This window comes from Altererythrobacter lutimaris (genome assembly GCF_013371495.1).
Lineage (GTDB): Bacteria > Pseudomonadota > Alphaproteobacteria > Sphingomonadales > Sphingomonadaceae > Erythrobacter > Erythrobacter lutimaris_A.
Genome location: NZ_JABWTA010000001.1, coordinates 2,047,615 through 2,061,635, shown reverse-complemented (window position 1 = coordinate 2,061,635; position 14,021 = coordinate 2,047,615). Strand labels below are relative to the sequence as shown.

Genomic DNA, 14,021 nt, shown 5'->3' with positions numbered 1-14,021 from the left:
GATCAAACCGGTTTCGCACCTGATCCGCGTCCGCCGCGCAGTAGATACTCTTGCGTGCCGCGATGAAGGACATTGTCAACGTCGATAACCGCTGAATTCGCGTAAGTGAAAGCCGGCGAGAGATTGCGATAAAGTCGGTCGAAGTCCCGCTCGACGGTCTGACGGTACAGATCCTCAAAGCTCTCGATGACAAAATAGGTCGGCTGCAGATCGCTGATGACATAGTCGGTGCGCATGACGCGATCGACATTGAGCATGATGCGATTGGGGCTTTCGGCCTCGGTGGCGAAGATAACTTCAGTGGGGCCTGAGAGAATGCCCGCGCCATAAGCGCGGATGTCGTCAGGGGCCTCTTCGATGAGCCCGAATTCGACCGTATACCAATAGAGCGAGCCGAGCGCTTTCAGCCGGTTGTAACGCATCGCTTTCCATCCCGCTCGGCCATACTCCTGCATGTAATCGGCAAACACCGGATCAGTGAGCATGGGCACATGGCCGAACACGTCGTGGAAGACGTCGGGTTCCTGAATGTAGTCGAAGGTTTCTCGCGTGCGGATGAAATTGCCCGCAGGGAAGCGGCGATTGGCCAAGTGCCAGAAGAAGACGTGGTCCGGGATCAGCATCGGCACCGGCACCACGCTCCAGCCGGTCAGAGCGGTGAGCTCTTCCGACATTTTGCCAAAGTCAGGCACACCGCCGCGCCCTAAATCCAGCTTTTCCAGCCCCGCCATGAAGGCACTTGCCGCGCGGCCCGGCAACACTTCCATCTGGCGTGCGAACAAATCGTTCCAGATTGCATCGTCTTCAGAGGAATATTGCGTTTGTGCAGGTTCAAGCCAGTCATCGCTGACATGCGCAGGTTTTTGCAGCGGCGCAGTAAAGACATCCGCCGGCAAATCGGGCAGGACTGTGTAATCCAGCGTATCGGTTGTCATTGTAGCCATAGTTACAGTTGCAACTATACCAAGCGTGAAGCTCAGTGACCAGAGAGGAATTGCGAATGGGGAATGGCGGCCGCAAAGGCAAACTGAAGCGCAAGGAATACGAAGAGCTGCTGGAGCCATTGGAGCTGGAGCTTGTCGCGATGGCGCGGTGGGCAAGAGCGACGGGCGTGCGCATCGTTGTCCTGTTTGAAGGCCGGGATACTGCGGGCAAAGGCGGCGCTATCCGCGCGGTCAGTCAGCGCTTGAACCCGCGTCAATGTCACATCGTTGCGCTTTCCAAACCTTCCGAGGATGAGCAAACGCAGTGGTATTTCCAGCGCTATATCAAGCATCTGCCGAACGCTGGCGAGATCGTGCTGTTCGACCGCAGCTGGTATAACCGCGCCGGGGTCGAGAAAGTCATGGGGTTTGCGGACGACGCACAGGTTGAGGCGTTTCTCCAGCAGGCGCCGGTATTTGAAAAACAGCTCGTCGATGACGGATTCCTGCTGTTCAAATACTGGCTAACGACTGATCAGGACAATCAGGAAGAGCGGCTGCGCGAACGCCTGGAAGACCCGCTGAAGCGCTGGAAACTCTCACCTATCGATCTGGCTGCGCGCGACAAGTACCAGGCCTACACTGACGCGCGCGAGGAGATGCTGGCGGCGACCCACACTGATCACGCGCCGTGGACGCTGGTTGATTTCAACGATCAGAAGCGGGGACGGCTTACGCTGGTGCGCGATTTGCTCGACCGTCTGCCGGATACGCATATCGATCCACCGGAACTGGATTTTCCCGAGTTGGACCATGAGCCGTTTGAGGAAGAATATGGGGTGCTTCGGCCTATCCCGAACTATTCGATGGATTGAGTGGGTGGCGATGGCCGAAAAACTAAAGCGTCGCGCTGGCCTTCACGCACTGACGTCCGTCGGAAGCGAATGTGCCGAGCTCCAAGCCATCCCCGGTTTCACGCATAGCCAGGTGTAGCGGCTCGTCCGCGATCGCCGGGCTGACCGCTCGAAAAGTGAAAGACTTGAGGCTGTTCTCGCCATATTCGCGCGCTGCCGTTTGCAGCAGCAAGCTCGCCATCAAGGGGCCATGGACGACGAGACCACGATAGCGCTCGACGTCGCGTGCATAAGGCAAATCATAATGAATGCGGTGCGTGTTGAAGGTCAGCGCGGAATAGCGAAACAGCAAGCGCGGATCGGGGGTCAGAGTCTCGTGAGCATCCCAGCCGGTGGGATCAAAGGCTCCGCTAATTGGCTTGGGCGGCGACAGGGGCGCATCAGCGGCCACGGCATCGCGATAGACCAGCGTTTGCACTTCGCGTATGGCTTCAACACCGTCTGCACTTGTCACGTGTTCAACCTCGACAAAGCCGAGCTTGCCGGTCGAGCCTTCCTTCTCCGTAACCGAAACGATGCGGCTTGACCTGCCGATCAGCGCCCCGACGCTTGTTGGGTGTAGGAATTCGATCTCGCTTGCCGCCCACATCCGGCGCGGGAGCGGGAGCGGCGGGAAGAAGCTCGCTTCGCTAGCATCGCGCGCGGGATGTCCATCTTCTCCCAATGCAGCTTGGGCCGCGTCTGGCACGCAAAGACAGAGATGGATGCCCTGAGGAAGCGGTTCAGACGGATCCAAATCAAACATGCCCAGCCAGCGCGCCGCCAAAGAGGCGGTGAGAACATCGCTTGAGCGAGTTTCACGCCCGATCCACGTGTCCCATGCGCTCATGTGGCGCGCTCGAATACAGCTGCAATGCCTTGCCCGCCACCAATGCACATCGTCTCAAGCCCGTAACGAACCTCGCGGCGGTGCATTTCATGCGCCATGTCTGCGAGGATGCGGCCGCCGGTCGCGCCAATCGGGTGGCCCAGCGAGATGCCCGAGCCGTTGACATTGAGGATATCACGGCGGCTGTCATCGTCCGACCAGCCCCAACCCTTCAGCACGGCAAGCACCTGCGGCGCGAAAGCCTCATTGAGTTCAACCAGTCCGATATCGTCCCAGCTGACGCCGCGCCGCTCGAACAAGCGCTCGACGGCTGGAACCGGCCCGATGCCCATGCGCGAGGGGTCGCAGCCCGCCGCTGCCCAGCCGCCAAACCACAGCATGGGTTCAAGGCACAGTTCTTCGAGCTTGTCCTCCGCGACCACCAGGCAGGCCGCAGCCGCATCGTTTTGCTGGCTTGCATTGCCGGCAGTGACGATCGCTTCCGGATCGCGCTTCCCGTCAATCGGGCGCAGAGCCCCCAGCGTCTCCATAGACGCATCGCTGCGGTAGCCTTCGTCGCGCCCAAAGATGATCGGGTCCTTGCGTCGCTGTGGGACTTCGACCGAAACGAGCTGCGCATCAAACTTGCCCGCATCCCATGCCGCTGCGGCGTTTTGATGCGAGCGCACCGCATATTCATCTGCCTGTTCGCGGCTAATGTGATAATCCTTCGCGAGGTTCTCTGCGGTCTCGATCATCCCGGTGATGACACCAAAGCGCTCGATCGGCTGGCTCATCAAGCGGCCGCGCGACAGACGATCATGCAGCGTCATGTCGCCCATGCGCACACCTCTGCGTAGGTCGGTTGTGTAATGCTCGACACTGGACATGCTTTCACAGCCGCCTGCGACCACAACATCGGCCATTCCGGTTTCGACCATCATTGCGGCATTGGCGACCGCTTGGAGCCCGGAGCCGCAGCGGCGATCCAATTGATAGCCGGGCACTTCCAAAGGCAGTCCTGCGGCGAGCCAGCTCCAGTGACCGATGGCGGGCGCTTCCGCATTGCCATATCCCTGACTGAAAACGACATCGTCGACCCGTTCGGGATCGATCCCGCTGCGCTCAACCAGGGCTTTCAGGATGATCGCGCCAAGCTCGCCTGCATTCAGTGGCGCGAGCGTTCCAAGAAAACGCCCGACGGGCGTGCGGATCGGCGATACGATAGCGGCTCTTCTGGTCATCTCTTGTCCTTGTCACTCAGTTCCACAATCCCCGCATCGATCAGCTTGCCGATTGCGCCGGAGGAAAGGCCCAGTCTTTCGCTGAGCACTTCCTCGCTATGCTCACCCAGATAAGGCGCTGGCTTGGGGTCGCCTGCCTCGCGAGCCGGCATGTTCGCAAAGCTGCGTGTCGCGGGATATTCGAACCCAGACGGGTTGGCAGGCGAGGGACCGAAAAGCGGATTGTTTGCGACCAGCTCAGGATCATTCGCCGCTTCAAATGCGGTGCGATAGCGCTCGAACGTGCAGCCTTGAGCGGCCATGCGTTTGGCCAGCTCAGAGTAGTCATGCTGCTCTGCGACCGTTTGGAAGAGCTCGAACAACCGGGCGCGATGTGTGAAGCGCGGCTCGTCGCCGGACGAGAAGTCTACCCCGATTTCAGCTTCGAGCTTTGCGATCTCGTCAGCAAGTTTGAACGCTTCGACGAGCCCGCTCCATTGTTTGGGTGTCAGAGCTGCCACCATGAAACGGGTGCCATCTTTGGCGCGGAAGTCTCTTCCAAATGCGCCCCAGATTGCATTGCCGAGCCGCTCGCGGTCCGCACCTCGGTAAAGCATCTCCGCCATGCCGCCGGAGTTGGCGAGCGTGCCGATAGCGACATCGCCCAAAGGTATGCGCACTTCGCTGCCTTCACCGGTTGCATCGCGGTGGCGCAATGCCGCGAGCAGCGCGAAAGCGGAGTACGCGCCGGTGATGAAATCCCATGCGGGCATGACCTGATTGATCGGCGGTGCGGTTTCCGAGTCTAATCCCTCTGGCCATTCCTCAGGTCCGGTCATCAGGGGGTATCCGCTCGCCGCGTTGACTGTGAAGTCCATTGCCTGGCGCCCGTCATGCCAACCCATGATCCGCACGCTCACCATGTCCGGGCGACCGTCTTCCAGGACGGAATGCTTGAGGAAGCTCTGCTCAGGCAGATTGGTAACCAGCTGTCCGGTCTTGCGGGCCAGCTCGACGCACAGCTCGCGTCCCTCAGCTGAGCGCAAGTCAAGCGCGACAGATTTCTTCGCGCGATTGAGGTTCTCCCAGCTTAGCGAGCGGCCCTCTTCTGTCAGCATGAAGCGGTCGTAATCGAGCCCGCCAGCCTTGTGGTCGACGCGGATCACTTCAGCGCCCATTTGCGCGCAATAAAGGCCTACAGTGGGCGAGGCGACAAAGCTTGATACTTCGATCAGCGATAGGCTGGAAAGGAGCTGGTACATTTAGGTCCTTTGTTGTTGTGCCATTGCCACCCGCTCCCTCCACCCTTCCACCCGGATTTTATCCCGGTAGGTTCCGGGTGGAAGGGTGGAGGAAGCGGGTGGCTAGGTACTAACCAAAATTCAAACTTCAAAATTCCGCAGCATTTGCTTCGCAATCACCAGCTGCATGATCTGCGTCGTGCCTTCATAGATGCGGTAAATACGGGAGTCCCGATAGAAGCGCTCCGCTTCGTACTCGGCCAAATACCCGGCGCCGCCATGGATCTGGACACAGCGGTCGGCCACCCGTCCGCACATCTCGCTCGCGAACATCTTGGCGCTCGCGCATTCGATGATCGCTTTGCCTTCATTGGCCTTGGCCGCAGCATCGCGCAGCATGCATTCTGCCGCATAGAGCTCAGCCTGGCTGTCAGCGAGCATCGCCTGAATCAGCTGGAAGTTGGCAATCGGCTCGCCGAACGCCTTGCGCTCTGTCGCATAGCGTGTCGCTGTCTTGAGTATACGGCTGGCATAGCCGCAGCTTGCTGCCGCTACCGATAGTCGTCCGTTATCCAAGCTCTGCATGGCGGTCGCAAAGCCTCTGCCTTCCTCGCCGCCGAGCAGCGCATCGCCATCGACTTGCACATCGTCCATGTAAATGTCGCAGATATTGGAGCCATCCTGACCCATCTTCTTGTCCGGCTTTCCGACGGAAATTCCTTGAGCGTCCATCGGCACAAGGAAGGCGCTTACATGCGCGTTCTTCGGTAAAGCCTTGTCATTGGTGCGCGCCATGATCAAGGCGAGCTTTGCTTGCCCGGCATTGGTGATGTAGCGCTTGGAACCGTTCAAGACATAGCCATTGCCTGAAGGCTTGGCGGTAGTCGCCATTGCCGCACTGTCACTGCCAGAGCCCGGTTCCGTTAGCCCGAAACACGCGATCTCTCCGCTGGCAATACGCGGCAACCAATGCGCCTTTTGGGCTTCAGTCCCGCTATTCTTGATCGCGCTGCAGACCATGCCGAGATTGATCGAGATGATCGAGCGAAACGCCGGGTGAGCCTGCGCAAGCGTGCGGATCGCTTCGACATATTGCGGGATGTTCATACCCGCGCCGCCGAATTCTTCCGGCGTGGTGAGGCCAAACATGCCCATTGCGCGCATTTCATCAAGGATGTCCGACGGCACGCCATTCTGCTCAAGCACGTGCGGCTCGGCAGGGATCAGGCGCTCGTGCACATAGCGGTCAAGCTGGGTGCGAAACTGATCGAAGGTCTCTGCGTCCATCCCGTGACGATCGGTTATGGCTTCAGCCGAAGCTGTCATAGCGCTCGCTCTCCCTGCTTGTATCGCGTTCGGCATCTGTGCCGTGCAAACCTAGTGAGCGCAATGGGTGGCGCGATGAAACTATTCTTCCTCAGCTGGCAAGTCGGCAGGCGGGCGTCCAGCTTCGATCATCGCTTCAGCCTCCGCTAGTGCTTGCTCTTCCTCCGCAGAAGGTGGTTGGGGCGAGGTGTTTTCTGCACCGCAAGCACCAAGCAAAAGGGCGAGCCCGCAAAGGCCCGCCCTTATGATGTCGTCAAGGATCACGCTGTTACTCGACTGCGTCCGCCATTGCTTCAGCAGCATCTGCAGCATCGCCGGCAGCATCTGCCGCCGCTTCTGCTGCAGCGATGACATCTTCAGCGTCGTCTGCTGCGCTGTTGGCTTCTTCTTCCGTCACTGGAGCGGGCGCAGGCGCATCGGGCATCGCTGCCTCTTCGTCCATTACGGGTTCTTCTGTCACATCCGCCATCGCCTCTTCAGCCGGCATTTCGACGCTTTCAGCATCAGCTTCCGATGATGCATCGTCTGAGCTGCCGCAGGCCGCGAGCGCCAGAGCTGCGCCTGAAACGACAGCGAATTGAGTGAATTTCTTCATGGGATTGTCCTCCTGAAATATCGTGCCGCGATTGAGCGGTCTTCATGAGTGTAGCCGTGGCTGCAGTTCAATCCAACTGCCAAATGAGCAGCGTTTGCCGAGCGTCATGCCGGAGCCACCGCTCGGCTGAAATCCGGCTCAATCCCGTGTCTCAGTTCTCGAAGGCAGGTGAATAACGCACGATGCCGCTCGGCTCGCGACCATCCAAGACCAAGCGTTGGAAATACTCCGGTGGCGGGCCTGGATAGGTGAGCTTCGGGTCATGCTCGAAGCCAAAGCGGCTGTAATACTCAGGGCTTCCGAGCAAGATTATGCCCTTGGCGCCACTTGTGCGCATGTCGGCAATCCCGCGCCGGATCAGCGCTCCGCCAATTCCTTGACTGTGCAGTTCTGGCCGGACCGAGACCGGACCAATTCCGAACCAGTCTTTCGTTCCGTCGCTGATCGTCACTGGCGAAAAAGCGATATGTCCGACAATCCGGTCCGCATCCTCTGCCACGAGCGAAAGTGTGAGATCGCCAGCCGCGCGCAAATGGTCAACCAAGTCCGGCTCGTCGCCATCGGAAAAGGGCATATCGCGAAATGCCGCTTCCGTCAGGGAGTGGATTACGGGTTCATCGCCCGCCGCTTCGGGGCGGATGGTGATCGCATGCTGCGGCCCAGTCATTTGAGCAAATGCCCTGACTTATCGCGTTTGGTAGCGAGATAGCGGGCGTTGAAGGGATTGTCAGGCAGTTGGTGTTGGACACGCTCAGCAACACTGACGCCTGCGTTTTCCAGCGCATCGACCTTCGCCGGATTGTTCGTCATCAGCCGAATCGTATCGACACCGAGAAGTCCAAGCATCCGAGCAGCAACTGGAAAATCGCGCGCTTCATCGGGCAGGCCCAGCCGTTGATTGGCTTCGACAGTATCAAAGCCCTGATCCTGCAGGCTGTAAGCGCGCATCTTGTTGATGAGGCCGATGCCGCGCCCTTCCTGGCGCATGTAAAGGAGCACGCCCCAACCACCCTTCTTGGCCTCCTCGGCCATGGCATGCAGCGCCGCATCCAATTGCGGTCCGCAATCGCATTTGAGGCTGCCGAGTACGTCACCAGTAAGGCATTCGGAATGCAGCCGCACCAGTGGAGTGCCCGACCCCTCATTGCGGCCAATCACGAGCGCAACATGCTCGCGCATATCCTCGGTGCTGCGAAACGCAACCAGTTCCGCTTCCTCTGTCGCGTGGACAGGAAGCCTTGCACGCGATGCAATCTTTAACAGGCCAGTATCCGCGCGCGCCTCAACATCGCCCGCGAGTAACTCCTGAGCTTCGCCGCCCTGGTCCGGATCAACGAGAAATGCTGGCAGAATACCGGCTATTCGGGCAAGCTCTAATGCGGCCTGCGCAGTATCAGCCCAATCGAGCGCTTCTGCGCGGAATGGGCCTTTGAACGGGTGCCTCAAATCCAGCGCTGGGTCTGCGATTGGTAAGGCTTCGCTGAGTGAAAAAGGATCGCCGCCACGAATAAGCACAGGCGCATGCGGCACCGCGGCTTCGATCTGGTTCGCCAGCTTTAGTGTCGCGGCGCGCGCGGCAGAGATGAGCATATTACCGCTTGTGGCATCGGTCGCAATTGCAGTCTCAACCGGTAGCAAAGTGATGGCCTCGCCACCTTCGTTGAGGAAGCGCAGCGGCCAGCCATGCCGGAGCGCATCTACCGCCAGCGCCGCTCGGCGCGCGGGGGATGGCGAACTCGGGTTCAGAGATCGAACTCCGTGATCAGCGGTATATGATCGCTTGGCTTTTCCCAGTCGCGCGCATCTTCGCGCAGACGGTGGCTCTTGGCCTGTTTTGCAAGATCAGGGCTGGCCCACATATGATCAAGCCTGCGCCCGCGATCATTCACTTTCCAGTCTTTTGAGCGATAGCTCCACCAGCTGAAATAGCGCTCCGGATCGCGGATGAACTCGCGGCCCAGATCAACCCAGCCATGCGCGTCTTTGAATCGCTGCAGCGTATCGACTTCGAGCGGTGTGTGGCTGACAACTTTCAAGAGCTGCTTGTGGCTCCACACATCGCTTTCAAGCGGCGCGATATTGAAATCGCCGACGATCATCGTTGGGCGGTCAATTGCATCAGCCCAGCGCGTCATACGCTCAAGGAAATCCAGCTTCTGGCCGAACTTCGGATTTTTCGTCCGGTCCGGCTCATCGCCGCCCGCAGGGACATAAACATTTTCCAACACCATGCCCTGACCGGGACCGAGCAGCTCGACACCGACGTGGCGTGCCTCGCCATTGTCTTGCCAATCGTGGCGGCTGAATTCCTTCAGCGGAAGGCGGCTGATTGTCGCGACACCGTGATAACCCTTCTGCCCGTGGATCGCCTGATGTTCGTATCCAAGCTTTGCCAGCGCTTCTGCAGGGAATTGTTGCTCCTGGCATTTGATCTCCTGCAAGCACAGCACATCGGGCTGCTCTTCTTGTAGAAAGCGCTCGATAATCGGGAGGCGCAAGCGTGCGGAGTTGATATTCCAGGTAGCGATAGAAACCATGATGGCGGCTTTAGGTTGGTTGCGTGCGAGCGGCAACCCGTCGCTATTGCTCTATTCAACTCACTAAAAAACCCTCGTCCCGGGGGCATTGGAACGAGGGTTCTTTTGAGCGTTCGTCACGCTTGAGCAAGTCATGAACTTGGATGACGGGCAACAGGGGGGAAACCCGCTTTCCTTTTGACTTGTGGACATAAATTACGCTGAAACGGCTTTCGCGTAAATGAATATGTCGCAAATTCTGTCGTATTCCTACAACAAGCTGCCGCTCAAGCGTTTACCGCGGGCGACGAGATGAGCGGCGCGGATCGCGGAATTTGAAAGCGTCATCGCTGACCGCGACTCCATAGCGGTGATTCCTTAGCCGCACAGTCGTCCGGTTGTTTTGCGCATCAAGCGCAACCCAGTTTGTCAGCTGTAGGCCGCCAGGTGCAGTGGCGCTGCGCACAAAAATCATCGTGATGGTGCCGAACTCTGCGCGTTTGGGATCGCGCACTTCGATGCTGACAACGTCGGGATTGTTGGTCGGTACGAGCTTGCCATATCTGCTCATGTCACGCTCAGGATCGAGCAACGCGCCGAGCGGAGATTTGCGGATCGGCCAGCGCTGCTGTTGCCCTACTTCGTAATCGAGCACGTAAAGCGATCGGCCGTTCGACACGACCAGCAACTGCGTGTCTTCCTGATACTGAAAGCGGATCTTGCCCGGGCGCTTCAAAGTCAGCTCTCCGGTCACCGAGTTGCCCATCCGGTCGGTTTGCGTGAAATCCGCCTTCATCGTGGAGATCGCGCGCAAGGCGTTGACCGCACGGTCGAGATCGCGCTGCTGCGCATCCGCAGTTTGCGCCTGAGCCGCTGCCGAGTGCGCCTGGTCCAGCGCGCCACTGACAGGAACCATGCAAAGGCCTGCGCCAGCAAGAGCTGTCAGCGTCACGCGTTTGGTTTTAAGGCTGTTCTTCATGCTTCGAGCCTTACCGGCGAAGCGTTGAACCGCAACTGAATTCGAAAGGCCTCCACTGTTCACAACAGTAGAGCGCAAGATCACTTGATCTTGGCTTCCTTGAACTCGACATGCTTGCGCACGACAGGGTCGTACTTACGGAAAGTCATCTTTTCCGTGATGTTGCGAGGGTTCTTCTTCGTCACATAGTAGAAGCCCGTGTCTGCGGTCGAGACGAGCTTGATCTTGACGGTTGCTGGCTTCGCCATGGCGGTATCCTAATGCTTTTTGGTGGGCTCATGGTGAGCCTGAAAAATAAACAAGCGGTACAGCCAGAAGTTGGCGTACCGCCTTTCAGCGCGCGCAACTGGTCGATTCACGGCGAAAAGTCAAGCTGAGAGAGTCACTTCCGGCTACGCAATCGCCTTACCAATCCGAGCGGCTGACCTTTCCGCGATTGGCTTTCACTTCGCCGCGCGCTTTCTTGGACTTCAAGCGCTTTATCTTGCCCACCCGATTCACGCGGGTTTTTGCGCGTTTCTTCGGCGCTTTGTGGGCATCCTCCAGCAAGTCGCCGAGTTTCTCGCGTGCAGCCTGCCGATTGGCGTCCTGCGTCCGATGGGCACGCGCTGTGATCAGCAAATCGCCCGCTGAAGTCAGCTTGCTGCCAGCGATGGCCCGCAACCGTGCGAGGACCGGCGGTGGCAATCGCAGTTGGTAGACATTAACTCGCAGCTGGACTTCTGTGGCGACCTTGTTGGCATTCTGACCACCCGGCCCGGAGCCTGCAAGGAAGCTCTCCTCTGCAATCGCATTGGCGCGGCTGATCAGTTCCTCATGCATTGTCTTCAGTGGGTATGCGTTCGGGCGGTGCAGGGGGTTCGGGGGCACTGAGTCCGGTGCGCGCGAAGTCTTCAGGGAAGGGCGCATAAGCGCTTACAGGAGACTTTCCGGGGCGGGCCATATGGATCGCTTCGGCATGCAGCATGGTGCGCGGCGCGCCTTTGTTTTGCCCGCGTACAGGGCCGTATACCGGATCGCCGAGCAGTGGTGCACCGAGGCCTTGCAACGCGTGAACCCGGAGCTGGTGCGTGCGGCCGGTTTCAGGACGGAACCGGATCAGCGAGCGTTTGCGATCTCCTTCTCCAATGGTTTCCAGCAATTCCCAATGCGAAACGGCAGGCTTGCCTTTCTTTGCTGCAATCATCCGCCAGCCCTTTTCAGCTGAACTAATCTTCGAGAGATTGAGTGAAATCGTGCCTGATTGTTCTGCAGGCTCTAGATCGATCACGGCGAGATAAGTCTTGCCGACCAGCCGATCCTCGAACGCCTTGTTGAAACGCTTCAAGGCCTTGGGATTGCGCGCGAGGATCAGGCAACCGCTTGTATCGGTATCCAGCCTGTGCACCGCGACGGGCGGACGTTGAAAGCCGAGTTTCAGCTCTTCGATATGATCCCATAGCGCAGGGCCACCGCGCTTGGGGCGATCGACGGGAAGACCAGCGGGCTTGTTGATGACAAGCGCTTCGCCGTCTTCGTAGAGAATCTCGATGGTCATTGTCGTTGTTCTCGTGTTGGCCGAGCCACCCGCGCCCTCCACCCTTCCACCCGGATGGTATCCCGGTAGGCTCCGGGTCGAAGGGTGGAGGGCGCGGGTGGCATCGGCATTAAATCAGTTTGGCTTCCGTGAGGCCTCTAACGGCATTTCCGAGCAAGAAGCCATCCGCAAGGTCATCCAATGTCAGCTCAGCTTCGCGTGCCTCGCCATTCTCGATGAGTGAGCGCTGGAATACGCCGGGGAGCAAGCCAAGAGAGGCTGGCGGTGTAAGCAGGATGCCGCTTTCACTTCGCACGAATATGTTGGTGTAGCTGCCTTCTGTCACCAGCCCGTCAGGCCGCACCAGAATGGCTTCGCCGGCGCCTTGCTGTTTGGCCGCTTCAAGCGCCTCTTCATAGAAAGCGCGGTCAGTGGTCTTGTGGCGCAGGCGCCAATCGCCTTCGTCCACCGGTAGCGGCAGCGCGATGGCTTTGATCGGATCGCTGGCAGCCTTTGGCAAAGACGAGGCTTCCAACGCTACCTCCCCCCGGCGCGACACCATCATCCGAACTTTGCGCGCATCCTCGAGATCGAAGCACAGCGCCTGTATCTGATTGCGCGCCGCATGGCGGTCAAATGCAAAGCCCAGTGTCGCAGCGCTTGCCTTAATCCGCTCCAGATGAAGCTCGAGCAGTTCGATGCCGTTTTCCGGATCGAACCGCATGGTCTCAATCAGATCGAATTGCGCCGCGCGGTGATCGGGTGACGAACGCCGAGCGAAACCAGCTTTGACTTCGCTCTCGCGCCGTTCTGCAAGTGCATCGCTGTCTGCGACGATAGCAGAACCAACTCCAAGTACCGCTGAGCCTTGCGCATTCTCAATCGGCGTCAGTCGCAAGGTCCGGATCGCCACATTTAGCGCCGCGTTTCCGCTCGCATCAATCCGTCCCAGCGCGCCGCAATAGGGGCCGCGCGCCGCGCTTTCGTGCTCAGCGATGAGCTCCATAGCGCGAATTTTCGGTGCACCCGTGATCGAGCCGCAAGGGAAGATCGCGCGCAACAGATCCATCGCGCCTTTTCCTTCGGCCAGTGTCGCACTGACCGTCGAAACCATCTGATGGACTGTCGGATAGCTTTCGACGGCAAAAGGCGCATCGACATTTACGCTGCCGGCCACTGCGACGCGGCTGAGATCGTTGCGCATGAGGTCAACGATCATGAGATTTTCGGCTTTGTCTTTCTCCGATGAAGCAAGGTCTTCAGCCAGCGCCGCGTCCTCGGCAGCATCGCGCCCGCGCGGTCGCGTACCTTTCATCGGCTTAACGCGCGCTTGGCTTGCTTGCAGCGAGACAAACAACTCAGGCGAAAGGCTTAACAGGCAGTGAGAGCCATCGAACAGCATGCCGCCATATCCGGCCTGCGCGGATGGTCGGAGCGCTGCATAAAGTGCCAGCGGATCGCCTTTGTAGGAACCTGCCAGCCGGTAAGTGTAGTTGACCTGATAGATATCGCCGGCGCGGATCGCATCCTGCAGCGCAGCAAAGCCCGCTTCGTAGCCGCCAGTGGAAAGCTGCGGGGTCATCGGCCCGAGGCTCGCAGCCTCGCCACCACCGTGCTCTTCCAGCCATTTACCGACATCACCTGCTGCAATGATTTGCGGTGCATCAAACAGCCCCAGCCACACCAGTGGGCCTTCCGCGCCTGAGCGCTCGTCAGCCAGCCCGGCTAGCTTGGGTTCCAGCGCGAGCCCCGCTTCATAGGCGATATAGCCTGCGAGTGATCCGCCCCTTTCACGCCGCGCCGCGTCTGCAGCTGCCAGCACTGTCTCCACCTCGCCCGCTCTGCGCGCAACGAATACAGCGCTCGGCTCAGTAAAGAGCTGCGCATCCGCAGCGCCGGTTTGGCGCGCATCATCCAGCAGGACAAAAGGCGTGTTCTTCCGCATAAGCTTCCGCCTTAGCCACTTCGCGCCACAAGTCG

At 59.2% G+C, this 14,021-nt stretch carries 16 protein-coding genes; 1 reads left to right on the top strand and 15 read right to left on the bottom strand.

The annotated features are described in order from the left end of the window. Positions 1-2: 2 nt before the first annotated feature. Positions 3-944, bottom strand: coding sequence for a phenylalanine 4-monooxygenase (gene phhA / locus HUO12_RS09965; RefSeq protein WP_176273422.1), 942 nt, complete (start codon positions 942-944; stop codon positions 3-5). A gap of 56 nt (positions 945-1,000) precedes the next feature. On the opposite strand from phhA, the gene ppk2 reads away from it, so the two are divergent. Then, positions 1,001-1,798, top strand: a complete 798-nt coding sequence (gene ppk2 / locus HUO12_RS09960) for a polyphosphate kinase 2 (protein WP_176273420.1) — start codon at positions 1,001-1,003, stop codon at positions 1,796-1,798. A 22-nt stretch (positions 1,799-1,820) separates the two neighbouring features. On the opposite strand, the gene HUO12_RS09955 is transcribed toward ppk2, so the two are convergent. From HUO12_RS09955 to pabB, 14 genes are all read right to left on the bottom strand, one after another. Continuing rightward, positions 1,821-2,666 carry an FAS1-like dehydratase domain-containing protein gene (locus HUO12_RS09955; RefSeq protein ID WP_176273418.1) on the bottom strand — a complete coding sequence of 282 codons (846 nt, stop codon included), beginning with the start codon at positions 2,664-2,666 and terminating at the stop codon, positions 1,821-1,823. Then, entirely contained in the window at positions 2,663-3,889 is a 1,227-nt protein-coding gene (locus tag HUO12_RS09950; RefSeq protein ID WP_176273417.1) for an acetyl-CoA C-acetyltransferase, read from the bottom strand. Before HUO12_RS09950 ends, HUO12_RS09955 begins: the two co-directional genes overlap by 4 nt. Beyond that, complete coding sequence (locus HUO12_RS09945; RefSeq protein WP_176273415.1) at positions 3,886-5,130, bottom strand: CoA transferase; 1,245 nt, start codon at positions 5,128-5,130, stop codon at positions 3,886-3,888. The genes HUO12_RS09950 and HUO12_RS09945 overlap by 4 nt, the downstream gene beginning before the upstream one ends. Positions 5,131-5,250: 120 nt before the next feature. Further along, complete coding sequence (locus HUO12_RS09940; RefSeq protein WP_232367365.1) at positions 5,251-6,435, bottom strand: acyl-CoA dehydrogenase family protein; 1,185 nt, start codon at positions 6,433-6,435, stop codon at positions 5,251-5,253. An 81-nt stretch (positions 6,436-6,516) separates the two neighbouring features. Continuing rightward, positions 6,517-6,699, bottom strand: coding sequence for a hypothetical protein (locus tag HUO12_RS09935; RefSeq protein WP_176273413.1), 183 nt, complete (start codon positions 6,697-6,699; stop codon positions 6,517-6,519). A 4-nt stretch (positions 6,700-6,703) separates the two neighbouring features. After that, positions 6,704-7,030: a hypothetical protein gene (locus HUO12_RS09930; protein WP_176273412.1), complete on the bottom strand. Its 327-nt coding sequence runs from the start codon at positions 7,028-7,030 to the stop codon at positions 6,704-6,706. Between the two features lie 151 nt (positions 7,031-7,181). Continuing rightward, complete coding sequence (locus HUO12_RS09925; RefSeq protein ID WP_176273410.1) at positions 7,182-7,697, bottom strand: GNAT family N-acetyltransferase; 516 nt, start codon at positions 7,695-7,697, stop codon at positions 7,182-7,184. Then, positions 7,694-8,824: a GTP cyclohydrolase II gene (gene ribA / locus HUO12_RS09920; protein ID WP_176274401.1), complete on the bottom strand. Its 1,131-nt coding sequence runs from the start codon at positions 8,822-8,824 to the stop codon at positions 7,694-7,696. The genes HUO12_RS09925 and ribA overlap by 4 nt, the downstream gene beginning before the upstream one ends. Then, the gene (locus tag HUO12_RS09915) at positions 8,773-9,567 is read right to left on the bottom strand and encodes an exodeoxyribonuclease III (RefSeq protein WP_176273408.1); all 795 of its coding nucleotides are present in this window, start codon (positions 9,565-9,567) and stop codon (positions 8,773-8,775) included. The genes ribA and HUO12_RS09915 overlap by 52 nt, the downstream gene beginning before the upstream one ends. A gap of 274 nt (positions 9,568-9,841) precedes the next feature. After that, positions 9,842-10,525 carry a LolA family protein gene (locus HUO12_RS09910; protein WP_232367363.1) on the bottom strand — a complete coding sequence of 228 codons (684 nt, stop codon included), beginning with the start codon at positions 10,523-10,525 and terminating at the stop codon, positions 9,842-9,844. 80 nt (positions 10,526-10,605) lie between these two features. Next, complete coding sequence (rpmG, locus tag HUO12_RS09905) at positions 10,606-10,773, bottom strand: 50S ribosomal protein L33 (protein ID WP_010233410.1); 168 nt, start codon at positions 10,771-10,773, stop codon at positions 10,606-10,608. Positions 10,774-10,930: 157 nt separating this feature from the next. Next, positions 10,931-11,347, bottom strand: a complete 417-nt coding sequence (arfB, locus tag HUO12_RS09900) for an alternative ribosome rescue aminoacyl-tRNA hydrolase ArfB (RefSeq protein WP_176273406.1) — start codon at positions 11,345-11,347, stop codon at positions 10,931-10,933. Continuing rightward, positions 11,340-12,062, bottom strand: coding sequence for an RluA family pseudouridine synthase (locus HUO12_RS09895; RefSeq protein WP_176273404.1), 723 nt, complete (start codon positions 12,060-12,062; stop codon positions 11,340-11,342). The genes arfB and HUO12_RS09895 overlap by 8 nt, the downstream gene beginning before the upstream one ends. A gap of 109 nt (positions 12,063-12,171) precedes the next feature. After that, on the bottom strand, positions 12,172-13,986 hold the full coding sequence (gene pabB / locus HUO12_RS09890; RefSeq protein WP_176273402.1) for an aminodeoxychorismate synthase component I: 1,815 nt from the start codon (positions 13,984-13,986) through the stop codon (positions 12,172-12,174). Positions 13,987-14,021: the final 35 nt, after the last annotated feature.